A 25,582-nucleotide genomic window follows, 5' to 3' on the forward strand; every position below is an offset into this window, starting at 1 on the left:
CTACGCCTGTAGGAGCCCGACATGGCCAGCCCCACTCAAGTCACCGCGTCCACCTGCTGCTACTGCGGCGTGGGCTGCGGCGTGCTGATCGAGCACGACGGCGAGAAGATTCTCGGCGTCGCCGGCGACCCCAGCCACCCGGCCAACTTCGGCAAGCTGTGCAGCAAGGGGTCGACCCTGCACCTGACTGGCGATCTCGATGCCCGCGCCCTCCACCCCGAGCTGCGCCTGGGCAAGGGCCTGGCCCGTTCACGCACGGACTGGGACAGCGCTCTGGATCACGCCGCAGCCGTGTTCGCCAAGACCATCCGCGAACACGGCCCGGACAGCGTCGCCTTCTACATCTCCGGCCAGCTGCTGACCGAGGACTACTACGCCTTCAACAAGCTGGCCCGCGCCCTGGTCGGCACCAACAACATCGACTCCAACTCGCGCCTGTGCATGAGCTCGGCGGTGGTTGGCTACAAGCGCAGCCTCGGCGCCGACGCCCCGCCCTGCAGTTACGAGGATATCGAGCGGAGCGATTGCCTGCTGATCGCCGGTTCCAACATGGCCTACGCCCATCCGGTACTGTTCCGCCGCCTGGAAGAAGCCAAGGCACGCCGCCCGGAGATGAGGGTAATCGTCGTCGACCCACGGCGCACCGACACCTGCGAGCTGGCCGACCTTCACCTGGCAATCCTACCCGGCACCGACGTCGCGCTGTTCCACGGCATCCTGCATATCCTGCTCTGGGAGGGCTGGATCGACCGCGCCTATATCGATGCTCACACCGAAGGCTTCGAGGCGCTGAAGAACCTGGTGCGCGACTACAGCCCGGCGGCCACCGCCGATATCTGCGGCATCAGCCTGGACGCCCTGCAGCGCTGCGCCGAGCTGATCGGCCGCGCGCCCTCCTTCCTTTCACTGTGGTGCATGGGGCTCAATCAGTCTTCGTCCGGCAGCGCCAAGAACAGCGCGCTGATCAACCTGCACCTGGCCACCGGACAGATCGGCAAGCCCGGCGCCGGCCCCTTCTCGCTGACCGGCCAACCCAACGCCATGGGTGGCCGCGAGACCGGCAGCCTGAGCAACCTGCTGCCGGGCCATCGCGAGGCCGGCAATGCCGAGCACCGCGCCGAAGTCGCCGCCTACTGGGGCGTCGACGCCTTGCCGGAGGCGCCCGGCCTGTCCGCCATCGAGCTATTCGATGCCGTGCACGACGGTCGCATCAAGGCGCTGTGGATCGCCTGCACCAACCCGGCGCAATCGCTGCCGAACCAGAACAAGGTGCATGAGGCCCTGGCTGCCTGCCCTTTCGTTGTCGTTCAAGAAGCCTTCTTTACCACCGAGACCTGCCGCTACGCCGACCTGCTGCTGCCCGCCGCCAGCTGGGGCGAAAAGGAAGGCACGGTGACCAATTCCGAGCGCCGCGTCAGCCACGTGCGTGGCGCCGTGCCAGCGCCCTTCGATGCGCGGCCAGACTGGTCGATCACCTGCGACTTCGCCCGTCGCCTTGAAACTCTGCTCCGCCCCGGCCTGCCAAGCCTGTTCGATTTCGCCGACAGCGAGTCGCTGTTCGAGGAATACAAGCATCTGACCGCACAGCGCGATCTCGACCTCTCGGGGCTGAGCTACGCGCTGCTCGATGACCAAGGTCCGCAGCAATGGCCGTTTCCGCCCGGCGCGCGCCAGGGCAGCGCACGCCTCTACGCCGACGGCCGCTTTCCCACTGCCAGCGGGCGCGCGCAGTTCCACGCCGACCCGTACCGTGCACCGAAGGAAAAGCGCGAGGCGCGCTATTCGCTGACTCTCAACACCGGCCGCCTGCGCGACCAGTGGCACGGCATGAGCCGCACCGGCACCGCCGCGCGTCTGTTCGGCCATGTCGAGGCCGCCGTACTCGGCCTGCATCCGGACGAGCTGCGTCGCCGCCGTCTGCAGAACGGCGATCTGGTCGAGCTGCGCAGTCGCCGTGGCAGCCTGATCCTGCCGGTGCAGAGCGACGACTCGGTGCGGCCAGGCCAGGCCTGGCTGCCGATGCACTGGGGCGATCGTTTTCTCAAGGGGTTGGGCACCAACGTGCTGACCCAGCCGGCCTTCGATCCATTGTCGAAGCAGCCGGAGCTCAAGCATTCCGGAGTCGAGGTGGACAAGGTCGAGCTGCCCTGGCAACTGTTCGCCCTGGTCGAGGGTGAGGTGCAAAGCCGCTTCGAAGCGTTGCGCCCGCTGTTCGAGGACTTCGCCTACGCCAACCTTACCCCTAGCGGACGCGACCGCCCCGCCCTGCTGATCCGCGCCGCCAGCGCCGTGGCGCCGCAGCCCGAGTTGCTGGCGCAGATCGACCGCCTGCTGCGCCTGCATGAAGGTCCGGTGCTGGCCTATGACGATCCGCGCCGTGCAGTGGGTAAACGCGTGCGTATCGAGCATGGCCGTATCGTCAGTATCCGCCTGGCCGGCGAAACCGCCGCCAGCGAATGGCTGCGCAGCCTGTGGCTGGACGGTCAGGCCGACGCCGACCTGCGTCGCTGGCTACTCGCCCCGGTCTCCGCGCCGCCGGGCAATGTTGGCGCCACCACCCGTGGCAAAACCCTGTGCAACTGCCTGAACGTCAGCGAAGGCGCTGTGTGCGCCGGCATCGAGCGCGGCCTGGACCTGGACGGACTCAAGCAGGAACTCAAGTGCGGCACCAGTTGTGGCTCCTGCGTACCTGAAATCAAGCGCTTGCTGGCCAGCCAGCAGGTGGCTGTAAGGGCCTGTTGATCGCGCCTATGTGCTGGCGAGAGGCGCTGCCTCAAGGGACGCAGAGCGTCCCAGGATCGGTTTCCACGCCGGAGCGCGGGGACCAGCGGAAAAAGACATGATAGAGGTGGTGAACATGAGCGCAAAAGTCTGGCTGGTAGGCGCTGGCCCCGGTGACCCCGAGCTGCTAACGCTCAAGGCGGTCAAGGCACTGAAGCAAGCCGAGGTCGTGATGATCGACGATCTGGTCAACCCGGCCGTGCTCGAACACTGCCCGAGCGCCCGGATCGTCTCGGTGGGTAAACGCGGCGGCTGTCGCTCCACTCCGCAGGCCTTCATCCATCGCCTGATGCTGCGCTATGCGCGTCAGGATAAATGCGTGGTGCGCCTCAAGGGCGGCGACCCGTGCATCTTCGGCCGCGGCAGCGAGGAAGCCGACTGGCTCGTCGCACAGGGTATCGAGGTGGAGCTGGTCAACGGCATCACCGCCGGGCTGGCTGGCGCCACCAATTGTGGCATCCCCCTGACCCTGCGCGGCGTTGCCCGAGGCGTTACCTTGCTCACCGCCCATACCCAGGACGACAGCTCTCTGAACTGGCAGGCGCTGGCGCAGAGCGGCACGACGCTGGTGATCTACATGGGCGTCGCCAAGTTGGCGGATATCCAGACCGGCCTGCTCGACGGCGGCATGAGCGGCGAAATGCCGGTGGCGATGATCGAGAACGCCTCGCTGCCCGAGCAACGCGAATGCCGCAGCTCTCTGGGCGCCATGATGAACGATGCCGCAGCGTTCGCCCTGAAGAGCCCGGCCATCCTGGTGATTGGCGAAGTCGCCCGCGCCAGCAGCGAGATTGGCATGCCGCAGCTTTTGCACGCCTGACTCAATCCACGTTCTGCTTGCCTGCCCGCCGTCTCATGGCGGGCTTTTTTATTCCGCAAAAGAAAAAACCCGGCCGAGGCCGGGTTTTCCTTAAAGCACCAGGAGATTACTGCTGGACCTGGGCTTCCACTTCAGCTTCAACGCGACGGTTGACGGCACGGCCGGAGTCGGTGGCGTTGTCAGCTACCGGGCGGGTTTCGCCGTAGCCAACAGCGTTCACGCGGCTGCCGTCTACACCGTACTGATCGACCAGCACGTTACGTACGGCATTGGCACGACGCTCGGACAGACCCTGGTTGTAGGCATCGGTACCGACGGAGTCAGTGTGACCTTCCACGGTGGTGGTGGTCTGCGGGTACTGATTCATGAAGTCAGCCAGGTTCTTGATGTCGCCGTAGCTTTCTTCTTTAACGCGGTCTTTGTCGAAGTCGAACTTGACGTCCAGCTCAACACGAACGTTTTCCATCGCCGGCTCCGGAGCAGGCTCAGGCATCGGCTCGGGAGCTGCGGCTACAACAGGAGCCGGGGCCGGCTTGCTGCCGCCACCGAAGTTCAGACCAACACCCACGCCGGCTTGCCATTCGGTGTCGCCCTGGTCGATGTTGTACAGAGCGTCAACGCCAGCACGGGCGTAGAACATTTCAGTGAAGTAGTACTTGGCACCCGCGCCAGCGATGGCCAGGGTGGAGTGGTTACGACCACCGCCATTGGCGTCGCCGATGCTCTGATGGCCAAAACCGGCAGAGACGTAAGGACGCAGACCAACGCCCGGCTGACCGAAGTGGTAGATAGCCTTCAGATCGGTCAGGTTGCCTTTGATGTCCTTGCTGCCGCGAGAGCCTTCGCCACGCAGGTCGTGGTACTCGCCATAGGACAGCGCCAGCTCGACGTCGTCGGTCAGGTAGTAGCCGATGCTGCCACCGAACAGATTGCCTTCGTCGTGAGCGAAATCACGCTGAGTGTCGGTGAAGTAGCGATTGACGAAGCCCTCCACCTCGACAGCGCCTTGGCCTTGCGCCAGCGCGCCGAAGGAGGTTGCGGCAACGAGAGAGCCAATGACTACGCCCAAGGTGTTTTTTACTTTCATCCGTTAAATCCCCATCTTGGTGGTTAATAAGTCACCGTTACTTCAGTCGGCAACTTGTCGGCGATTTTATCAGGTTTCGCCACTCCCTTAGTGGTCAGGAAGCTGAACTAAGTTTCGGAAGTTTCCGAAAATTTATCCCGCAACCGATCCAATGCTCGCTTGTAGCGCATCTTCGTTGCGCTCAAGCCCATGTGCATGATGTCCGCAATCTCTTGAAACTCAAGTTCTGCGACAAAACGTAGCACAAGAATCTCGCGATCGATCGGGTTGACGTGTACCAACCATCGATCAAGACCGCCTCGCTCCTCGACTTTGGGTGTCTTCTCGTCGGAAGCCTCTTCGAGCGGATCCAAACTCAAGGCGTCAATCAATCGACGCTTGCGCCGCTCTTTTCGATACTGGGTAATGCATTCATTGTAGGTGATGCTGTAAAGCCAGGTTTTGAATTTGGATTTACCCTCAAAGTTTTTAAGGCCATAAAGTACTTTGAGCATCACCTCCTGACAGACATCGTCCGCATCCCTTTCGTTCCCTAAATAACGTGCACAAACGTTAAAGAGAGTTCGCTGGTAGCGTCGCATCAGCTCTTCATAAGCACGAGTGATGTGAAACAGCTCGTCGTGGGCGCGCGCCACCAGCTCTTCATCGGTGAGCTCGCGGGGGTCATAGCGCGTGGGCGGGGTTTGAGCTTTGTTCAAAACGAGTCGGGCCGACGGTCAGGACGAAAAGTGCCCGGCAGGTCACGCCTGCCGGGCAGCTACATAAAATAACAGATTGGCGTCAGCGACTGTTCACGCGTTGTTCGAGCATCACTCGATTGGCTACCGATACCAGCTCACCGGTATCGGTCAACAGGGTGGTCTTCACTGTGCCGATCTCTTCGATCTGGCCTTCGACCTCACCAACCTGCACTTGTTGCCCGACCTGATACAACTCGCGCACATAGATGCCGGCCAGGATCTGGCTGGCGATATCGCGGCTGCCCAAACCCAGTGCCAGCGCCACTGCCAGGCCGACTGAGATCAGCACGATGGCGATGACGTTGTTGAGCAGATCGGTCTTGACCTCCAGCTGGCCGATGGCCACGGAGATGCTGATGATGATCACCAGCCCCTGCGCAACGCGCCCCAGGCCGTTGGCGTATTCGAGGCCCACGCCTTCGGCGGCGCCACGCACCAGGCTGCTGACCAGCTGCGCCAGGAGCACGCCGGCGAGCAGCACCAAGGCCGCACCGAAGACCTTGGGCAGGTACAGCGCCAGCACATCGAGGGTCGCGGAAACCCGTTGCAGCCCCAGCGATTCAGCAGCGGAAACCAGGAAGATCAGCAGCACGAACCAGTAGACGATCTTGCCGATCAGGGTCGAGACCGAGGCGTGGATACCGACGCGTGCCAGCAGCTTGGTCAGACCGGTGCCCATCATCAGGCGATCCAGGCCAACCTTGCCGAGCAGCTTGGACAGCAGGGTGTCGAGCAGTTTGGCGACGACGAAGCCAAGCAACACCAGCACCAATGCGACGAACAGGTTGGGAATGAATCCGGCAACCTTGGTCCACAGTGCGGTCATCGCGGAGATCAGGCTTTGGGTCCAGGGATCGAGTTCCATTTCAGTCGGCCTTATCAGCAGAAGCAGAGGACTGGGTACGGCGCGATACCGGCGCGACATGCGCCGAACCGTTGTTCAGGGCGATCATCAGCGCCTGCGCCCAGTGGCCCATCAGACTGAACAGGTCACCAGCGCCGACCTGCCGGTTGGCGGTCTTGAGAACGCGGTGCAGGCAGGCATCGTCGTCATGGCTGGACGGCGAGGACTTGAGCAAATCGCGTAGAGACTCTTCGAATGGATCGTGCATGCGCACCTCACGGGATGTCACGGCTAGACGCAGTAGCCGGCGGATGAGTCACACATCACAGCCAACGCCAACGGCGAAAAAGCAGCAATTGCCCCACCGCCAGAAGGATCATCAGGCCGCAGGCGATGAAGAAACCGATCGGATTGTCCGCCCCGGGAATGCCGCCAACGTTGATACCCAGCAGCCCGGTCAGGAAGCTCAAAGGCAGGAACAGCCCGGTGATCACCGTGAAGCGGTACATGATCCGATTCATGCGTTCGCCAAGCCGACTGCTCTCCGCCTCGAGCACCAGACCAACCCGTTCACGAATCAGCTCCAGCTCCTCCAGATAGCGCGTCAGCCTGTTGTTGAGTTCATTCCAATAATCGTCATCATCTTCAACGAACCAGGGCTGCTTGTTGCGTGCCAGCTGCGCATAGAGATCACGCTGCGGCGCAAGAAAGCGACGCAAGCTGGCCGCACGCCGTCGCACCTGCAGCATCAAGCCGTGATCGGGACGATAGCGCTCGTCGTCATCGAGACCATCCTCCTCGCCGTCGAGCTGCTCGCTCAGCTCGGCGACCAGGTCATCGACGCGACTGGTCAGGTGACGCGCCAGTTCCAGCAGCAGCTCGGAAGAGGTTTTTGGCCCCTTGCCCGCCAGCAGATCGGCAATCAGTGCATCGGTCGCCAGCAGCGGTCGCAGGCGCAGGGAAATCACCCGCCGGGCATCGGCAAAAATGCGCACCGACACCATGTCTTCGGGCTCGGCGCCAGGGTTGCGGTTGACCCCGCGCAGGAAGATCAACATCTCGTTGTCCGGCAACGGCAAAAGACGCGGCCGGGTATTCTCTTCCAACAGCAGGTCGCAGCTGAATTCGTCCAGCCCACTGCTCTCGCGCAACCAGCGCTGTGACTGCGCCTGGCTGCGATCCCAATGCAGCCAGAGGCTCTCATGCTCGCCCAGCTGCAGGCCGTCCAGTTCGTCGCGACTGATGCTGCGCGCACCGCCACGGCCATCGAGTACGAAGGCGTGCAGCAGCGCCGAATCCTGATCCAGCATCGGCTTATTCCGGCATCCTGAGAGCTTGCGGGGAGACGATTACGCCGTTGTTGTCGGCGTACAGGTAATCGCCCGGCTTGAAGGTCACGCCGCCAAAGGTGACTGGCACGTTCAGGTCGCCAATACCGCGCTTGTCGGTTTTCATCGGATGGCTGGCCAGCGCCTGCACGCCTAGGTCGGTCTGGGCGATGACGTCGACGTCACGAATGCAGCCATACACCACGATGCCCTCCCAACCATTCCTGGCAGCTTTCTCGGCCAGCATGTCGCCCAGCAGCGCGCGCCGCAGCGAACCACCACCATCGACGACCAGCACCTTGCCCTGCCCGGGCAGATCGACCTGCTCCTTCACCAGGGAATTGTCCTCATGGCACTTGATGGTGACGATCTGACCGCCGAAGGAATCGCGGCCGCCGTAATTGGCGAACATCGGCTCGACCACCTGGATCAGTTCCGGGTAGACATCGCAGAGATCGGGGGTGATGTAGTGCATGACACAACTCCTTGCGACAATGGGTGAAAAGGCAGCCACCTTCATGGACCGATCGAGGCGGTGCAAGCGCAACACCTCGCTCGCAATGAACGGCGAACGAGCGCCAGCCCTGGAAATGACCACGCGCACACGATGCGTCACATAGTACCGGTAAGCATCCGCTGAAGAAACGACCTTGGCCGCTCAAGCACCTGCTATAGAAGCCTCGACGAACTCGGCAGGCAAGTGCAGATGCCGTAGCCAATGTTCGGCAATTGGCCACACCTCGCGCTGGGCCTCCTTGCTGACCAGCATTTCGATATGCCCGAAGTCACTGGCGAAACCTTGGTCCTTGCCCAGCAGCAGAAAGTGCCTCGGCGCGGCGCTGCACTGCTCAAGCAGCTTGCGGCAAGCCCAGGCAGGATCATCGGAATCAGCCGCAGCCGCCACGGCCAGAATCGGTACGCGCACTTGGGCAAGACCCGCCCACCAGTCCTGCTCGCCGTCGCCGAATCGCCCGAACAGCCTGAGCCAGCGCAGGGTTTCCCGTGCCAGGCCGATCGGCTCGTCTTCAGGCCCACGCTTCAGGCGACGCCCGGAAAGATAGGGAAAGGCGCGCAGCAGCAGGCGCGCGCCCCACTCTACTGGCGGCACCTTAAGCGGCCAGTAGATGCGGCTGATCTGGCTGCCGAACAGCGCAGCCGAGCGCGCGCGAGATTGCTCGAGATAACCGCCGCCCAGTGCAGCTGCCAGAATTACCCCTCCCAGGGAGTGGCCGACCCAGTGCGCAGGCTGCCCGGACTGCTCGAAAATGAAATCGGCGATGGCCGGCAGGTCGTAGCGCACGTACTGCGCCACGCTGTTGTCACGATAGCCTTCGTTGCGCGGCGACAGACCATGGCCGCGCATTTCGGCGATCCACACGTCGAACCCGGCGCGCGCCAGATAAGCGCCGAGGCCGATGCCCTTGGGCGAATACCAGAAACGTCGGTTGGAGAAGCTGCCATGCAACAACACCACGGGCACGCCGCGCGCACCTTCGGCGCCTGGCCGGCCCAGCCGGGTCAGGGCCAGCTCGACGCTGGAGTCCGGGCTATTGTTGGGCTTGAGGAGGTAGACGTCCTCGCTGAGGTCGCCACGTAGTTCGGCGCTGATCAGGGCGACGGGGAAAAGCTCACTACTGCTTTGCATGGATCGAAAAACCGCAATGGCGCTGCGCCACAAAGAAGAACGGAACCCACAAAAAACCGCCGGAGCGACTGTGAAATCGCTGGCGACGGCTCTGGTGACTGTCAGGGCTGAACAACCAGAAAAAAGGGCGGGATCGACCCGCCCTTCTTCTGGTCGCTAGTGATCTCAGGCGGGCTGCGCCTCGGCCAGGAAGAACCAGGTGTCGAGGACCGAATCAGGGTTCAGCGAGACGCTCTCGATGCCCTGTTCCATCAGCCACTTGGCCAGGTCCGGGTGATCCGAAGGGCCCTGGCCGCAGATGCCAATGTACTTACCAGCCTTGTTGCAGGCGGCAATGGCGTTGGCCAGGAGCTTCTTCACCGCCGGGTTACGTTCATCGAACAGGTGCGCAACGATGCCGGAGTCGCGATCCAGGCCCAGGGTCAGCTGGGTCAGGTCGTTGGAACCGATGGAGAAGCCATCGAAGAACTCAAGGAACTCTTCAGCCAGAATGGCGTTGGACGGCAGCTCGCACATCATGATGACCTTCAGACCATCCTGACCGCGCGCCAGGCCATTGCTGGCCAGCAGTTCGACCACTTGCGAGGCCTCGCCCAGGGTGCGCACGAAGGGCACCATTATCTCGACGTTGGTCAGGCCCATCTCGTTGCGCACTTTCTTCAGCGCCCGGCATTCCAGTTCGAAGCAGTCACGGAACGATTCGCTGATGTAGCGCGAGGCGCCACGGAAGCCCAGCATCGGGTTTTCTTCTTCCGGCTCGTACAGCTTGCCGCCGATCAGGTTGGCGTATTCGTTGGACTTGAAGTCCGACAGGCGCACGATGACCTTCTTCGGCCAGAACGCTGCGGCCAGGGTGCTGATGCCCTCGACCAGCTTCTCGACGTAGAAGTCGACCGGATCACCATAACCGGCGATGCGCTTCTCGACGCTGTCCTTGATCTCCGGCGGCAGGCTGGAGAAGTTCAGCAGCGCCTTCGGATGCACGCCGATCATGCGGTTGATGATGAATTCCAGGCGGGCCAGGCCCACGCCTTCGTTGGGCAGCTGGGCGAAATCGAAGGCGCGATCCGGGTTGCCAACGTTCATCATGATCTTGAACGGCAGCTCGGGCATGGCGTCGACCGAGTTCTTGCGGATGTCGAAGCCCAGCTCGCCTTCGAAGATGAAGCCGGTATCGCCTTCAGCACAGGAGACGGTGACACCCTGGCCATCCTTCAGCACGCTGGTGGCGTTGCCGCAGCCGACCACGGCCGGAATGCCCAGCTCGCGGGCGATGATCGCCGCATGACAGGTACGGCCGCCGCGGTTGGTAACGATGGCGCTGGCGCGCTTCATCACCGGTTCCCAATCCGGGTCGGTCATGTCGGAAACCAGCACGTCGCCCGGCTGCACCTTGTCCATTTCGGACACGTCGTGGATCACCCGCACCTTGCCGGCGCCGATGCGCTGGCCGATGGCGCGACCTTCCACCAGAACGGTGCCCTTCTCTTTCAGCAGGTAGCGCTCCATCACGGTGGCGCTGGAGCGGCTCTTCACGGTTTCCGGACGGGCCTGCACGATGTACAGCTTGCCGTCATCACCGTCTTTCGCCCACTCGATATCCATCGGGCGACCGTAGTGTTTCTCGATGATCAGCGCCTGCTTGGCCAGCTCGCTGACCTCGGCGTCGGTGATGCAGAAGCGTGCGCGCTCGGCACGTTCAACCTCGACGGTCTTGACCGAACGCCCGGCCTTGGCTTCGTCGCCGTAGACCATCTTGATCGCCTTGCTGCCCAGGTTGCGACGCAAAATCGCCGGGCGGCCCGCTTCCAGGGTCGGCTTGTGTACGTAGAATTCGTCGGGGTTCACCGCACCCTGCACCACGGTCTCGCCGAGGCCGTAGGCCCCGGTAATGAACACCACGTCACGGAAGCCGGACTCGGTGTCGAGGGTGAACATCACGCCGGCGGTGCCGGTTTCCGAGCGCACCATGCGCTGCACGCCAGCGGACAGGGCGACCAGCTTGTGGTCGAAGCCCTGGTGCACGCGGTAGGCGATGGCGCGATCGTTGAACAGGGAAGCGAAGACTTCCTTGGCAGCGCGGATCACGTTGTCCACACCGCGGATATTGAGGAAGGTTTCCTGTTGGCCGGCAAAGGAGGCGTCGGGCAGGTCTTCGGCGGTGGCGGAGGAACGCACGGCCACGGCCATGTTGTCGTTGCCGGCGCTCATTTCGGCGAAGGCCTTGCGAATATCGGCATCGAGTTGGGCCGGAAATTCGGCGTCCATCACCCACTGGCGAATCTGTGCGCCAGTCTTGGCAAGAGCGTTGACGTCGTCGACATCGAGTGCGTCGAGCGCTGCGTGGATCTGCGCGTTCAGACCGCTCTGCTCGAGAAAGTCGCGATAGGCCTGAGCCGTAGTGGCGAAACCGCCGGGAACCGAGACGCCGGCGCCAGCCAGGTTACTGATCATCTCGCCGAGGGATGCGTTCTTGCCCCCCACATGCTCAACATCGTGATTGCCGAGCTTATCGAGGGAAACTACGTACTCTACCAAGGTGATCTCTCCACTAAGATGTTGGAAAAGCTCAGAATTCGCGTAAAGCCAGCTGCGCATCGGCCATGCTGCATTAGAAGCAGGCTCCAGCTCGCAAGCTTTTGCACAAATTCTCGGGGGGCTGGATGCTCTGGCGGCGAACTGCCGCAAGATTGTGGCCTTGCCCTTGAATAAGTAACAATGCCGAAACCCCATGGGGCCGGCGGAAAACGCGGCCTATCATAGCCAAGAATCGATCTCAGCTTAAGGCCTTTGGCGCAAATGAAACGAACCGCTTTCTTCATCTCCGACGGCACTGGCATCACGGCCGAAACCTTGGGCCAGAGCTTGCTCGCGCAGTTCGAGAATATTCAATTCACCAAACTTACGCGTCCTTATATCGACAGTGTCGATAAAGCGCGCGCCATGGTACAACAAATCAACGCCGCCGCTGAAAGGGACGGTGTACGCCCGATCATCTTCGACACCATCGTCAATCGCGATATTCGTGCGATCCTCGACACCGCAAATGGTTTCATGATCGACATCTTTTCCACCTTCCTCTCGCCCCTTGAACAGGAGTTGAGCTCGCACTCCTCCTACTCCGTCGGCAAGTCGCACTCCATTGGCCAGCACTCCAACTATATGGAGCGCATCGAGGCGGTGAACTTTGCACTGGATAACGACGACGGCGCGCGCACCCATTATTACGACAAGGCCGATCTGATCCTGGTCGGTGTTTCACGCTGCGGCAAAACGCCCACCTGCCTGTATATGGCCATGCAGTACGGCATCCGCGCCGCCAACTATCCGCTGACCGAAGACGACATGGAGCGCCTGCAGCTTCCCGACTCGCTGAAAAAATACCGCGAAAAGCTGTTCGGCCTGACCATCGACCCGGATCGCCTCACCGCTATCCGCCACGAGCGCAAGCCCAATAGCCGCTATGCCAGCTTTGCCCAGTGCGAGTTCGAGGTGCGCGAGGTCGAGAGCCTGTTCCGTCGCGAGAACATCGCCTTCATCAACTCCACGCATTTCTCGGTCGAGGAAATCTCGGCCAAGATCCTCGTCGAGAAAGGCGTCGAACGCCGACTTAAATAAGTTGTAGGAGCGAATTTATTCGCGATCGGACTTCGCGAATAAATTCGCTCCTACAGGCCTGCCGCTCATAACTGCTCTACTGGCACTCGCACCCAGCCTTCCATCAGGATGCGCGCACTGCGGCTCATCACCGCCTTGGTCACGGTCCACTGACCATCGACGGACGTGGCCTGCGCGCCGACACGCAAGGTGCCGGACGGATGGCCGAAACGTACCGCCTCGCGCTCGCCGCCACCGGCAGCCAGGTTGACCAGCGTGCCGGGAATCGCCGCCGCGGTGCCAATGGCCACCGCGCAGGTGCCCATCATCGCGTGGTGCAGCTTGCCCATGGACAGCGCACGCACCAGCAGATCGACCTCGCCGGCCTTCACATTCTTGCCGCTGGAGGTGCGGTAGTCCTTGGGCGGGCTAACGAAGGCGACCTTCGGCGTGTGCTGACGTGTCGCAGCCTCCTCAGCCGTTTTTATAAGCCCCATCCGTAGCGCACCGGCAATGCGGATCTGTTCGAAACGCGCCAGTTGCGCCGGGTCGCCGTTGATATTTTCACGCAGCTCGGTGCCCTGATAGCCGATGTCTTCGGCGTTGACGAAGATGGTCGGAATGCCGGCGGTGATCATGGTCGCCTTCAAGGTGCCGATGCCTGGCACCTCGAGGTCGTCGACCAGATTTCCGGTGGGGAACATCGAGCCACCCTCCTCGCCGTCATCCGACGGATCGAGAAATTCCAGCACGATCTCCGCCGACGGGAAGGTCACGCCGTCCAGCTCGAAGTCGCCGGTTTCCTGCACCTGGCCGTCAGTAACTGGCACATGGGCGATGATGGTTTTCTGAATATTGGCCTGCCAGATACGCACCTCGCAGGTGCCGTTGTCGGGTATCCGTGCAGGATCGACCAGACCGGCATGGATGGCGAAGGCACCGGCAGCGGTGGACAGGTTGCCGCAGTTGCCGCTCCAGTCGACGAAGGCCTTGTCGATGGAGACCTGGCCATAGAGGTAGTCGACATCGTGCTCGGCCTGGCTGCTTTTCGACAGGATCACGCACTTCGAGGTGCTCGAGGTGGCGCCGCCCATGCCGTCGATCTGCGCCGCGTAGGGATCGGGGCTGCCGATCACGCGCATGAACAGTTTGTCACGGGGCTCGCCCGGCACCTGGCAAGGTTCGGGCAGATCCTGCAGGCGAAAGAACACGCCCTTGCTGGTGCCACCACGCATATAGGTGGCGGGGATTTTCACTTGCGGCAGATAAGCCATGAGTGCAGTCCTGATAGGAAATGATGGTGCTCCTCGGATTTCATCCGAGCTACGCGCTAGCGCTTCTTGGAGGAGCGAGCTTTGCTCGCGAATAGCCTCGCTGAGAAGCTTCGTTCGCGAGCAGAGCTCGCTCCTACAGAAGTTGTACCGACCCGCTTACGGGCCGGTCGTCACATCAAGCCACCGCGCTTTCAAGGAAATCCTTGGCGAAGCGCTGCAGCACGCCACCAGCGTTGTAAACGCTAACGTCGGCGGCCGTATCCAGACGGCAGGTCACCGGCACCCGCAGCACCTCACCGTTGCGGCGATTGACCACCAGGGTCAGGTCGCAACGCGGCGAGATATCGCCCTCGATGTCATAGGTCTCGGTGCCATCCAGGCTCAGGGTCAGGCGTGTGGTACCTGGCTTGAACTCCACCGGCAGCACGCCCATGCCCACCAGGTTGGTGCGGTGAATGCGCTCGAAGCCTTCGGCAACGATCACCTCCACCCCCGCCAGGCGCACGCCCTTGGCCGCCCAGTCCCGCGATGAGCCCTGGCCGTAGTCGGCGCCAGCCACGATGATCAGGTTCTGCTTGCGGTTCATGTAGGTCTCGATGGCTTCCCACATCCGCATCACCTTTCCCTCGGGCTCGACGCGGGCCAGCGAGCCCTTCTTCACCTGCCCGTCGACCACGACCATCTCGTTGACCAGTTGCGGGTTGGCGAAGGTGGCGCGCTGGGCGGTCAGGTGGTCGCCGCGGTGGGTGGCGTAGGAGTTGAAGTCCTCCTCCGGCAGGCCCATTTTTGCCAGGTACTCGCCAGCTGCCGAGTCCGCCAGGATGGCGTTGGACGGCGACAGGTGATCGGTGGTGATGTTGTCCGGCAGGATCGCCAGCGGCAGCATGCCCTTGAGCGTGCGTTCACCGGCCAGCGCACCTTCCCAGTACGGCGGGCGGCGGATATAGGTCGACATCGGCCGCCAGTCATACAGCGGACTCTCGGCCTCCTGCACGCTGCCCAGGTCGAACATCGGGATATAGATCTGCTTGAACTGCTCGGGCTTCACGCTCGCCGCGACGATGGCGTCGATCTCCTCATCGCTCGGCCACAGATCCTTCAGGGTGATCGGATTGCCAGCCGAGTCATGGCCCAGTACATCCTGCTCGATATCGAAGCGCATGGTGCCCGCGATAGCGTAGGCGACCACCAGCGGCGGCGAGGCGAGGAAGGCCTGTTTGGCATAGGGATGGATGCGCCCGTCGAAATTGCGGTTGCCCGAGAGCACGGCGGTAGCGTACAGGTCGCGCTCGATGATTTCCTTCTGGATCACCGGGTCGAGCGCGCCGGACATGCCGTTACAGGTGGTGCAGGCGTAGGCGACGATGCCGAAACCGAGCTTTTCCAGCTCCGGCAGCAGGCCGGCCTCTTCCAGATACAGCTTGGCAACCTTGGAGCCCGGCGCGAACGACGTCTTCACCCAGGGCTTGCGCATCAGGCCCAGGGCGTTGGCCTTCTTGGCCACCAGGCCGGCGGCCACCACGTTGCGCGGATTGGAGGTGTTGGTGCAGCTGGTGATGGCGGCGATGATCACCGCGCCATCGGGCATCAGCCCTTGCGCTTCTTCGCCCTTGCCGGCTTGCAGTTTGGCTTCGTCGGCGATGCCACGCTCGGCCAAAGCCGCAGTCGGCAGGCGGCGGTGCGGGTTGCTCGGGCCGGCCATATTGCGGCCCACGCTGCCCAGGTCGAAGCGCAGCACGCGCTCGTACTCGGCGGTTGTCAGCGCGTCACTCCACAACCCGAGGGTCCTGGCATAGTTCTCCACCAGCGCCACCTGCTCCGGCTCTCGGCCGGTGAGCTTGAGGTAGTCGATGGTCTGGCCGTCGATATAGAACATCGAAGCAGTGGCGCCGTATTCCGGACACATGTTGGAGATGGTCGCGCGGTCGCCGATGGACAGGCTGTCCGCACCCTCGCCGAAGAACTCGACCCAGGCACCGACCACGCGCTCCTTGCGCAAGAACTCGGTCAGCGCCAGGACGATATCGGTGGCGGTAATGCCAGGCTGACGTTTTCCGGTGAGCTCGACGCCGACGATATCAGGCAGGCGCATCATCGACGGATGGCCGAGCATCACCGTCTCGGCTTCCAGGCCGCCAACGCCAATGGCGATCACGCCCAGGGCGTCGACGTGCGGGGTATGGGAGTCGGTGCCGACGCAGGTGTCGGGGAAGGCGATACCGCCGCGCGCCTGGATTACCGGGCTCATCTTCTCCAGGTTGATCTGGTGCATGATGCCGTTGCCGGCCGGGATCACGTCGACGTTCTTGAACGCGGTCCTGGTCCAGTCGATGAAGTGGAAGCGATCCTCGTTGCGGCGATCCTCGATAGCGCGGTTCTTCTCGAACGCATCTGGGTCGAAACCCGGCGCTTCCACGGCCAACGAGTGGTCGACGATCAACTGGGTCGGCACCACCGGGTTGACCTTGGCCGGATCACCACCCTGTTCGGCGATGGCGTCGCGCAGGCCGGCCAGATCGACCAGTGCGGTCTGGCCGAGAATGTCGTGGCAGACCACCCGCGCCGGATACCAGGGAAAATCCAGGTCGCGCTTGCGATAGACCAGTTGCTCCAGCGCGGCGCTCAGGTCCTGCGGGTCGCAGCGGCGCACCAGTTGCTCGGCAAGCACGCGCGAGGTGTACGGGAGCTTCGCCCAGGCGCCGATCTGGATCGCCTCGACCGCCTCACGGGCGTCGAAGTAATCCAGCGCGGTGCCGGGCAGGCGCTTGCGGTATTGGCTATTCACGGTGTCGTTCATGGTGTTTTCCATGATTAGTTATTTACGATCCTTGAGCGGCACGAACTTCAGGTCTTCGGGGCCTGTGTAGTTGGCGCTCGGACGGATGATCTTGCCGTCGATGCGTTGCTCGATGACGTGAGCGGACCAGCCGGCGGTGCGGGCGATGACGAACAGCGGGGTGAACATGGCGGTGGGCACACCCATCATGTGGTAGCTCACGGCGCTGAACCAGTCGAGGTTGGGGAACATCTTCTTGATCTCCCACATCACGCTTTCCAGGCGCTCGGCGATGTCATACATCTTGGTACTGCCCTGCTCCACGGACAGCTCGCGGGCCACTTCCTTGATCACCTTGTTGCGCGGGTCGCTGACGGTGTAGACCGGGTGGCCGAAGCCGATCACCACTTCCTTGCGCCCTACCCGTTCGCGGATATCTGCCTCGGCCTCGTCCGGGCTGTCGTAGCGCTTCTGCACCTCGAAGGCCACTTCGTTGGCGCCGCCGTGCTTTGGGCCGCGCAGCGCGCCGATGGCGCCGGCGATGCAGGAGAACAGGTCGGAGCCGGTGCCGGCGATCACCCGCGAGGTGAAGGTCGAGGCGTTGAACTCGTGCTCGGCGTACAGGTTGAGCGAGGTGTGCATGGCGCGCACCCAGGACTCGCGCGGCTTCTCGCCGTGCAGCAGGTGCAGGAAGTGGCCGCCGATGGAGTCGTCGTCGGTTTCAACGTCAATGCGCTTGCCGTTGTGGCTGTAGTGGTACCAGTACAGCAGCGCCGAGCCCAGAGAGGCCATCAGCTTGTCGGCAATGTCGCGGGCGCCCGGATGGTTGTGATCATCCTTCTCCGGCGCCAGGCAGCCAAGCACGGATACCGCGGTGCGCATCACGTCCATCGGGTGCGCCGAGGGCGGCAGTTGCTCCAGAGCCGCCTTCACCCCGGCCGGCAGACCGCGCAGGGCTTTGAGCTTGGCCTTGTAGCCAGCCAGCTCGGCGACGTTGGGCAGCTTGCCGTGCACCAGCAGGTAGGCGATCTCCTCGAACTCGCAGCGGTTGGCGAAATCGAGCACGTCATAGCCACGGTAGTGCAGGTCGTTGCCGGTGCGACCGACAGTGCACAGCGCGGTGTTACCGGCGGCGGTGCCGCTCAGAGCGACGGATTTTTTCGGCTTGAAGCCAGGGGTGGTTTCGGTGGCGCTCATGGTTATCTCCTCGACTCTTCTTGTTCTGCTTACTGTCAGCGGTAGCGGGCCGTAGCGCAGGAGCGGATTCATCGGCGAATCGCGAATAAATTCGCTCCTACATAAGCGACCCCGTGCGCAGCTTTACTTCTTGCCGGCGGCGAACAGCGCGTCGAGCTTCTGCTCGAAGGCGTGGTAGCCGATGCGGTCGTACAACTCGGCGCGGGTCTGCATCAGCTCGATCACATCTTTCTGGTGGCCGTTCTGGCGAATCGAGGTGTAGACACTTTCCGCCGCCTTGTTCGCCGCACGGAACGCGGACAGCGGATACAGCTGGATGGCGACGCCGACCGAGGCCAGCTCGTCGCGGGTGAACAGCGGCGTGGCGCCGAACTCGGTGATATTGGCCAGCACCGGCACCTTCAGCGCCTCGACGAAACGCTTGTAGGTCGGCAGGTCGTAAGCGGCCTCGGCGAAGATTGCATCGGCACCGGCCTCGACATAGCGCAGGCACCGTTCGATGGCGGCGTCGACACCTTCAGCCTGGATCGCGTCAGTACGGGCGATCAGGAAGAAGTCTGGATCGGTCTTGGCGTCGGCAGCAGCGCGCACCCGGTCGCACATTTCCTCGCAGGAGACGATCTCCTTGCCCGGACGGTGGCCACAGCGCTTGGCTCCGACCTGATCCTCGATATGCGCGGCGGCAGCACCGGCCTTGATCAGGTTCTTGATGGTGCGCTCGATGTTGAAGGCGCTGGGACCAAAGCCGGTATCGATATCTACCAGCAGCGGCAGGTCGCAGACATCGGTGATGCGGCGCACGTCGGTCAGCACGTCATCCAGGGTGTTGATGCCCAGATCCGGCAGCCCGAGCGAGCCGGCCGCGACACCGCCACCGGACAGGTAGATGGCGCGAAAGCCTGCGCGCTTGGCCAGCAGTGCATGGTTGGCGTTGATCGCGCCGATCACCTGCAGCGGTTGCTCTTCGGCGAGGGCCTGGCGGAAACGCTGGCCGGCGGAAAGCTGGGTCATGAATCACCTCGGGTCTTGGATGAAGTGGCGAGCGCTTCGCTGTAGTGGCGCTCGATATTGCGCTTGGAGGCGCCGATGTGGCGGCGCATCAGCAGTTCGGCCAGCTCGCCGTCACGGTCGGCGATGGCATCGAGAATGCGGTGGTGTTCGGCGAAGGCCTGGTGCGGCCGATTAGGCGTCGCGGAGAACTGCAGGCGGTACATGCGCACCAGTTGGTACAGCTCGTCGCACAGCAGCTTGGCCAGGGTGCGGTTGCCGCTGCCCTGGATGATCCGGTAGTGGAAGTCGAAGTCGCCTTCCTGCTGGTAGTAACCGACGCCAGCCTTGAACGCGGCGTCCTGCTCGTGCAGCTCCAGCACCCGGCGCAGTTCGTCGATCTCATGCTGGGTCATGCGCTCAGCGGCCAGGCGGCAGGCCATGCCTTCGAGGGACTCGCGGATCTCGTACAGCTCGATCAGCTCGGCATGACTGAGCGACACCACCCGTGCGCCCACATGCGGTACGCGCACCAGCAGCTTCTGCCCTTCCAGGCGATGGATTGCCTCGCGCAGCGGACCCCGGCTGATGCCGTAGGTACGCGCCAACTCCGGCTCGGAAATCTTGCTGCCGGGGGCGATCTCACCTTTGACGATGGCAGCCTGGATCAGGCGAAAGACGTGCTCGGAAAGTGTTTCCGAATCCACCTGAGCCGTTGCTGACGCATCTGATTCAAGCAGCATGATTGTCGACACCGATAGCGATCAATGACGACAAAACTACGCTTAAAAGCCAAAACCGTCAAAGCAGACCAAAGTATTGTCGACAATATTTTATTCTCGCCGCCCTGCCCGAGCCTTGACCTTACTTGCAGAAAGCTACATAAGCTGCTGTCAGCTCGGAAAATCCCCATGTTAGAATCCGCGCATTCACGCCCGGCCAACGCCTGTTGCCATGCTGCTAGACTTCCCGGCAGACGGTTATATCGCAGTATGCCGCCAGACGCTGTCGCTCACCCGCCCCTGGCAACACCTTCTCAAGGACCCATGAGACTGAAACCCTTCTCCCTGTTGCTCTGCCTGCTGACCTTGTCCTGCCCGGCTCTGGCCATGGGCAAGTCGATCTATGGCCTGAACGAATACATTCACATAGAAGAACTGGACCTGCAGGTAGCGGCCAAGCTCGACACCGGCGCCAAGACAGCGTCCCTCAGCGCTCGCGACATCAAACGCTTCAAGCGTGACGGAGAAACCTGGGTGCGTTTCGTGCTGGCCATCGATGACGCCCACGAGCGGACCATCGAGCGTCCGCTGGCGCGTATCAGCAAGATCAAACGACGTGCGGGCGACTTCGACCCCGATGAAGACAAGACCTACACCGCACGCCCGGTCATCGACCTCGAACTGTGCATGGGGCAGACCCTGCGCACGATCGAAGTGAACTTGACCGACCGAAGCGCATTCCAATACCCGCTTCTGATCGGCTCCGAAGCGCTCAAGCACTTCGAGGCCATGGTCGATCCAAGCCTTAAATACGCGGCCGGCAAACCCGACTGCACCGACGACGCAACCCCTGGCGAGTAATTCCCATGCGCTCTCTGAACCTGCATCTGAAAGTCCTGATCACCCTGCTGGTGACCTTGGGCGTTCTGATTACGGCATACCAAATCTTCATTCTCGGCATCCCGATGACCGAGGACGAGACCGACGATCTGTGGAACATCGACGCCAAGGTCGAATTCCAGGCGACCCCGCGCGAGCCGGTGAAGCTGCAGATGTTCGTACCGCCGCTGAACCAGGATTACGTGAGCCTCAACGAAAGCTTCATTTCCAACAACTACGGCGTCAGCGTCAACCGTGTCGACGGCAACCGCCGCGTCACCTGGTCGGCCCGGCGCGCCAGCGGCAAGCAGACCCTCTACTACCGCCTGGTCCTGACCAAGCGCTACAGCGGCGAACAGCCGCCGGCCAAGGGCCCGATCTTCCGCGACAGCATCCCGGTCGAAGGCCCCGAGAAGATCGCAGCCGAAGCCCTGCTCGCGCCGATCCGCCAGCATTCGGCGGACGTCGAAACCTTCATCAGCGAGACCATCAAGCGCGTTAACAATGTAAGTGACGACAACGTCAAGCTGCTGCTCGGCGGCGACGCTTCCACCGCCAACAAGGCCAAGGTGGTCGACCTGCTGCTGTCCATCGCCCACGTGCCGATGGAGCGCGTACACACCATTCGTCTGCAGGCCGAAGTAGCTCAATCGCCAGAGCTGTGGCTGCGCAGTTTCAATGGCCAGAAGTGGCTGTATTTCAACCCGGAAACCGGTGAACAGGGCCTGCCGGCAGACCGCCTGGTCTGGTGGATCGGCGATGGTGAACTGGTCAGCCTCGAGGGCGGCCGTCAAGCCGCCGTCAGCTTCAGCCTGAACAACAGCGAGATGAACGCCATTCGCCTGGCCAAGCTGACCGACGAGAACACCGACGCCAGCTTCCTCGAATACTCGCTGTACGGCTTGCCGCTGCAGACCCAGCAGACCTTCATGATCATGGTCATGATCCCGATCGGCGTGTTGGTCATCCTGATCCTGCGCAACCTCGGCGGCCTGCAGACGCTGGGTACCTTCACCCCGGTACTGATCGCCCTGGCCTTCCGCGAAACCCAGCTGGGCTTCGGCATCTTCCTGTTTACCGTGATCACTGCGCTCGGTCTGTCGTTGCGTTCCTATCTGGAGCATCTGAAGCTGCAGATGCTGCCGCGCCTGTCGGTGGTGCTGACCTTCGTCGTGGTGCTGATCGCCGCCATCAGCCTGTTCAGCCACAAGCTGGGCCTGGAGCGCGGTCTGTCGGTAGCGCTGTTCCCGATGGTGATTCTGACCATGACCATCGAACGCCTGTCGATCACCTGGGAAGAGCGCGGCGGCAGCCACGCGTTCAAGGTCGCCATCGGCACCCTGTTCGCCGCCACCATCGCGCACCTGCTGATGAGCGTGCCGGAGCTGGTGTACTTCGTATTCACCTTCCCGGCGATCCTGCTGATCCTGGTGGGCTTCATGCTGGCGATGGGTCGCTACCGCGGCTACCGCCTGACCGAACTGTTCCGCTTCAAAGCCTTCCTCAAGGACTAAGACCATGTTCGGCCTGATCAAGACGTGGAAGGCCCTTGAAGCCAAAGGCATCATGGGCATCAACCGACGCAATGCGGACTACGTGCTGAAGTACAACAAACGGCACCTGTACCCTATCGTCGACGACAAGATCATCACCAAGGAGCGGGCCATCGAGGCCGGCATCGATGTGCCCGAGCTGTACGGCATCATCGAGACCGAGAAAGGCATCGAGAACCTCCACAAGATCATCGAGGGACGCACCGACTTCGTCATCAAGCCGGCACAGGGCGCCGGCGGTGACGGCATCATGGTCATCGCCGACCGTTTCGAGGACCGTTTCAAGACGGTGTCCGGTAAGATCGTCAGCCACGATGAGTTGGAGCAGCAGATCTCCAGCATCCTCTCCGGCCTGTACTCGCTCGGCGGCCACCGTGACCGCGCGCTGATCGAGTACCGCGTGACCCCGGACACCATCTTCAAGAGCATCAGCTACGAAGGCGTGCCGGACATCCGCATCATCGTGCTGATGGGCTATCCGGTGATGGCCATGCTGCGCCTGCCGACGCGTCAGTCCAACGGCAAGGCCAACCTGCACCAAGGGGCCATCGGCGTGGGTGTGGACCTGGCCACCGGCGTGACCCTGCGCGGCACCTGGCTGAACAACAAGATCAGCAAGCACCCGGACACCACCAACGCGGTGGACGGTGTGCAATTGCCGAACTGGGATGGCTTCATGAAACTCGCCGCCGGCTGCTACGAGTTGTGCGGCCTGGGTTACATCGGCGTGGACATGGTGCTGGATCAGGACAAGGGCCCGCTGATTCTCGAGCTCAACGCCCGCCCCGGCCTGAATATCCAGATCGCCAATGACTGTGGTCTGACCCACCGCGCTCACGCCGTCGAAGCTCGCCTGGAAGAACTGAAGGCCAAGGGCATTCAGGAGGACGCCGAAGAGCGCGTGCGTTTCTCCCAGGAGCTGTTCGGCCATATCGTCAGCAAGGAAGTCTGACGCACGCCTGGCCCGTCGCGAGGTCGCTGCGGCCTCGCGACAGGCCGGGTCGTCCTGTAGAGAATCCAGGCTGCGCGCTGTCACTCGCTTGCACACACCTTCATCTCCAAGGGCAACGGCTTATCAGGTCTTTATGCGCTGCCGATACTGGCGCCCACAGCGCATGCTGAGCAGTCGCATCGTACGCCAGGCATCAGCAGCACAGCTGCAACATGCGGCGCTAGGATGAATACTGGCAGCGGACTACAATCGCCCTTTCTAGCCTTCCGACTGCCACGCATGCCAAGCTGCTCCCTGCACCCCCTTCCTTACCGGACAGACCCCAGCGACTACTTCCGGCGCATTCGTCAGGCCCCCGGCGCGGTACTGCTGGATGCCGGGCGCCCGAATGCCGAGCGCGGCCGCTATGACCTGATGAGCGCCTGGCCGTTGGCCGAACTGGCGCCAGTGGCCGACGAATCGGCCAACGCTTTCCTGCAACGCCTGCGCGACGCGCTGCAGAGCCTTGGCCATGCAGAGGCGCCGGCACAGCAGACGCTGCCCTTCGTCGGCGGCCTGATCGGTTACCTGTCCTACGATTTCGGTCGCCGCCTGGAGGCGCTGCCCGAGCAGAGCATCGACGATCTGGGCCTCGAGGATGCGCGGTTCGGTCTCTACGCCTGGGCGTTGATCAGCGATCACCAGCTTGGCACCAGCGCTCTGCTGTTTCACCCGAGCCTGCCGCACGCAGAGCGCCAGCGCCTGCAGGCGCTGTTCGAAGCACCGTACAGCGAAGACCTAGCGCCCTTCCACCTGAGTCAGCCGTTCCAGGCCGATATCGACCAGCACCGCTATCGCCAGGCGATCGAACGCATCCAGAGCTACATTCTCGCGGGCGACTGTTATCAGGTGAATTTCGCCCAGCGCTTTCAGGCACCCTGCGCAGGCGATCCGTGGACGGCTTACCTGGCGCTGCGCCAGGCCTGCCCCACCCCCTTCTCAGGCTTCCAAAGCCTGGGAGATGGCAACGCCATTCTCAGCCTGTCGCCGGAGCGTTTCCTCAAGGTCAGCGCCGGCCAGGTGGAAACACGTCCGATCAAGGGCACCCGGCGCCGAGGCGAAGATGCCGAGGATGACCAGGCGCAGGCGCAGGAACTGCTGGCCAGCCGCAAGGACCGCGCCGAGAACCTGATGATCGTCGATCTGCTGCGCAATGATCTCGGCCGCAGCTGCCGTACCGGCTCGGTCAAGGTGCCGGAGCTGTTCGCTCTGGAAAGCTATCCCAACGTGCATCATCTGGTCAGTTGCGTGACCGCCGAGCTGGCGCCCGACAAGGATGCGCTGGACCTGATCGCCGGCAGTTTCCCGGGCGGCTCAATCACCGGCGCACCGAAGATCCGCGCCATGCAGATCATCGACGAGCTGGAGCCGACCCGGCGCGGACTCTACTGCGGCTCACTGCTGTATCTCGACGTGCGCGGCGAGATGGACAGCTCCATCGCCATTCGCAGCCTGCTGGTCAAGGATGGCAAGGTCAGTTGCTGGGGCGGTGGCGGCATCGTTACCGACTCCCACTGGCAGGCCGAGTACCAGGAGTCGATCACCAAGGTGAAGGTGCTGCTGGAGACGCTGGAGCGTCTGCCAAACAAGCTGGACTAACGAAAACGCCGCGAAATCGCGGCGTTCTTATTCATCGGCCTTACATGCTCAGCTTGCGGTTCGATGCCTTGAGAAATTCCTGTTTGAGGTCCTCATAGCTGTGCACCGCCGGGAACTGCGGGAACTCGCGGATCACGTTGTCCGGCGCGTGGAACAGGATACCGGCGTGGGCTTCGCTGAGCATGGTGGTGTCGTTGTAAGAATCACCCGCCGCGATCACGCGGTAGTACAGGCTCTTGAAGGCAACGACCGACTGGCGCTTGGGGTCCTTCTGGCGCAGCTGGTAGCTGACCACGCGATCGTTCTCGTCGGTGATCAGACGGTGGCACAGCAGGGTCGGGAAACCGAGCTGGCGCATCAGCGGCTGGGAGAACTCGTAGAACGTGTCGGAGAGAATCACCACCTGGAAGCGCTCGCGCAGCCAGTCGACGAACTCGACGGCGCCCTCGAGCGGCTTGAGCGTGGCGATCACGTCCTGAATGTCCTTCAGCTTCAGGCCGTGCTCGTCGAGGATGCGCAGGCGCTGCTGCATCAGCACGTCGTAATCGGGGATGTCGCGGGTGGTCGCCTTGAGCGACTCGATGCCGGTTTTTTCCGCAAAGGCGATCCATATTTCCGGGACCAGTACACCTTCCAGGTCGAGACACGCGATTTCCACAGGCCACTCCTCGGTTGAGCCAAAAAGGAGCCGGCACTCTAGCCGCTGGGCTTGGCTGGCGCAATGCGACCTGCTTATAACTGGAACGAAGGACATCAAGCGCC

The 25,582-nt window shown here is 62.6% G+C and carries 22 protein-coding genes; 8 read left to right on the forward strand and 14 right to left on the reverse strand.

From position 1 onward, the window contains the following. Nucleotides 1-21 precede the first annotated feature (21 nt). Both P3C50_RS05690 and cobA read left to right on the forward strand, forming a co-directional pair. Nucleotides 22-2,742: a nitrate reductase gene (locus tag P3C50_RS05690; protein ID WP_275545206.1), complete on the forward strand. Its 2,721-nt coding sequence runs from the start codon at nucleotides 22-24 to the stop codon at nucleotides 2,740-2,742. A 115-nt stretch (nucleotides 2,743-2,857) separates the two neighbouring features. After that, nucleotides 2,858-3,601: a uroporphyrinogen-III C-methyltransferase gene (gene cobA / locus P3C50_RS05695; protein ID WP_275545207.1), complete on the forward strand. Its 744-nt coding sequence runs from the start codon at nucleotides 2,858-2,860 to the stop codon at nucleotides 3,599-3,601. A gap of 106 nt (nucleotides 3,602-3,707) precedes the next feature. Here the strand turns inward: cobA and P3C50_RS05700 are convergent, their stop codons facing one another. From P3C50_RS05700 to ppsA, 8 genes are all read right to left on the reverse strand, one after another. Further along, complete coding sequence (locus tag P3C50_RS05700) at nucleotides 3,708-4,688, reverse strand: OmpA family protein (RefSeq protein WP_197855805.1); 981 nt, start codon at nucleotides 4,686-4,688, stop codon at nucleotides 3,708-3,710. 107 nt (nucleotides 4,689-4,795) lie between these two features. After that, complete coding sequence (gene sigX, locus P3C50_RS05705; RefSeq protein ID WP_275545208.1) at nucleotides 4,796-5,386, reverse strand: RNA polymerase sigma factor SigX; 591 nt, start codon at nucleotides 5,384-5,386, stop codon at nucleotides 4,796-4,798. An 82-nt stretch (nucleotides 5,387-5,468) separates the two neighbouring features. Then, the gene (locus P3C50_RS05710) at nucleotides 5,469-6,293 is read right to left on the reverse strand and encodes a mechanosensitive ion channel family protein (protein WP_013715734.1); all 825 of its coding nucleotides are present in this window, start codon (nucleotides 6,291-6,293) and stop codon (nucleotides 5,469-5,471) included. A 1-nt stretch (nucleotide 6,294) separates the two neighbouring features. After that, nucleotides 6,295-6,546: a CrfX protein gene (locus P3C50_RS05715; protein ID WP_172825358.1), complete on the reverse strand. Its 252-nt coding sequence runs from the start codon at nucleotides 6,544-6,546 to the stop codon at nucleotides 6,295-6,297. A gap of 49 nt (nucleotides 6,547-6,595) precedes the next feature. Then, complete coding sequence (locus P3C50_RS05720) at nucleotides 6,596-7,582, reverse strand: zinc transporter ZntB (RefSeq protein ID WP_275545209.1); 987 nt, start codon at nucleotides 7,580-7,582, stop codon at nucleotides 6,596-6,598. Nucleotides 7,583-7,586: 4 nt separating this feature from the next. Further along, entirely contained in the window at nucleotides 7,587-8,075 is a 489-nt protein-coding gene (gene rraA, locus P3C50_RS05725) for a ribonuclease E activity regulator RraA (protein WP_275545210.1), read from the reverse strand. A gap of 183 nt (nucleotides 8,076-8,258) precedes the next feature. Beyond that, entirely contained in the window at nucleotides 8,259-9,245 is a 987-nt protein-coding gene (locus P3C50_RS05730) for an alpha/beta fold hydrolase (protein WP_275545211.1), read from the reverse strand. A gap of 165 nt (nucleotides 9,246-9,410) precedes the next feature. Continuing rightward, nucleotides 9,411-11,783 (reverse strand): phosphoenolpyruvate synthase, encoded by a 2,373-nt coding sequence (gene ppsA, locus P3C50_RS05735; protein ID WP_275545212.1) that lies wholly within the window; start codon nucleotides 11,781-11,783, stop codon nucleotides 9,411-9,413. On the opposite strand from ppsA, the gene P3C50_RS24165 reads away from it, so the two are divergent. Beyond that, nucleotides 11,730-11,957 (forward strand): hypothetical protein, encoded by a 228-nt coding sequence (locus P3C50_RS24165; protein ID WP_343252178.1) that lies wholly within the window; start codon nucleotides 11,730-11,732, stop codon nucleotides 11,955-11,957. The two genes, ppsA and P3C50_RS24165, sit on opposite strands and share 54 nt — an antisense overlap. Nucleotides 11,958-12,044: 87 nt before the next feature. Next, nucleotides 12,045-12,863 (forward strand): pyruvate, water dikinase regulatory protein, encoded by an 819-nt coding sequence (locus P3C50_RS05740; RefSeq protein WP_197855811.1) that lies wholly within the window; start codon nucleotides 12,045-12,047, stop codon nucleotides 12,861-12,863. A 65-nt stretch (nucleotides 12,864-12,928) separates the two neighbouring features. Here the strand turns inward: P3C50_RS05740 and prpF are convergent, their stop codons facing one another. The 5 genes from prpF to P3C50_RS05765 form a co-directional block, all read right to left on the reverse strand. After that, a complete protein-coding gene (prpF, locus tag P3C50_RS05745; RefSeq protein ID WP_275545213.1) occupies nucleotides 12,929-14,116 on the reverse strand; it encodes a 2-methylaconitate cis-trans isomerase PrpF in 1,188 nt (395 codons plus the stop codon). A 175-nt stretch (nucleotides 14,117-14,291) separates the two neighbouring features. Beyond that, complete coding sequence (gene acnD / locus P3C50_RS05750; RefSeq protein WP_275545347.1) at nucleotides 14,292-16,901, reverse strand: Fe/S-dependent 2-methylisocitrate dehydratase AcnD; 2,610 nt, start codon at nucleotides 16,899-16,901, stop codon at nucleotides 14,292-14,294. A gap of 30 nt (nucleotides 16,902-16,931) precedes the next feature. Next, nucleotides 16,932-18,089: a bifunctional 2-methylcitrate synthase/citrate synthase gene (prpC, locus tag P3C50_RS05755; RefSeq protein WP_275545214.1), complete on the reverse strand. Its 1,158-nt coding sequence runs from the start codon at nucleotides 18,087-18,089 to the stop codon at nucleotides 16,932-16,934. A gap of 123 nt (nucleotides 18,090-18,212) precedes the next feature. Continuing rightward, nucleotides 18,213-19,100, reverse strand: a complete 888-nt coding sequence (gene prpB, locus P3C50_RS05760; protein ID WP_275545215.1) for a methylisocitrate lyase — start codon at nucleotides 19,098-19,100, stop codon at nucleotides 18,213-18,215. Beyond that, nucleotides 19,097-19,819: a GntR family transcriptional regulator gene (locus P3C50_RS05765; protein ID WP_275545216.1), complete on the reverse strand. Its 723-nt coding sequence runs from the start codon at nucleotides 19,817-19,819 to the stop codon at nucleotides 19,097-19,099. Before P3C50_RS05765 ends, prpB begins: the two co-directional genes overlap by 4 nt. A gap of 303 nt (nucleotides 19,820-20,122) precedes the next feature. Between P3C50_RS05765 and P3C50_RS05770 the strand changes: the two genes are divergently transcribed. From P3C50_RS05770 to pabB, 4 genes are all read left to right on the forward strand, one after another. Continuing rightward, the gene (locus P3C50_RS05770) at nucleotides 20,123-20,659 is read left to right on the forward strand and encodes an ATP-dependent zinc protease (RefSeq protein WP_115291503.1); all 537 of its coding nucleotides are present in this window, start codon (nucleotides 20,123-20,125) and stop codon (nucleotides 20,657-20,659) included. 5 nt (nucleotides 20,660-20,664) lie between these two features. Then, entirely contained in the window at nucleotides 20,665-22,191 is a 1,527-nt protein-coding gene (locus P3C50_RS05775; RefSeq protein ID WP_275545217.1) for an inactive transglutaminase family protein, read from the forward strand. Nucleotides 22,192-22,195: 4 nt separating this feature from the next. Continuing rightward, entirely contained in the window at nucleotides 22,196-23,182 is a 987-nt protein-coding gene (locus P3C50_RS05780) for an alpha-L-glutamate ligase-like protein (RefSeq protein ID WP_275545218.1), read from the forward strand. 279 nt (nucleotides 23,183-23,461) lie between these two features. Further along, entirely contained in the window at nucleotides 23,462-24,820 is a 1,359-nt protein-coding gene (pabB, locus tag P3C50_RS05785; RefSeq protein WP_275545219.1) for an aminodeoxychorismate synthase component I, read from the forward strand. Between the two features lie 40 nt (nucleotides 24,821-24,860). On the opposite strand, the gene thrH is transcribed toward pabB, so the two are convergent. Further along, entirely contained in the window at nucleotides 24,861-25,478 is a 618-nt protein-coding gene (thrH, locus tag P3C50_RS05790; RefSeq protein ID WP_275545220.1) for a bifunctional phosphoserine phosphatase/homoserine phosphotransferase ThrH, read from the reverse strand. Nucleotides 25,479-25,582 lie beyond the last annotated feature (104 nt).

Origin of the sequence: Pseudomonas sp. Marseille-Q0931 (assembly GCF_940789645.1) — a bacterium.
Lineage (GTDB): Bacteria > Pseudomonadota > Gammaproteobacteria > Pseudomonadales > Pseudomonadaceae > Aquipseudomonas.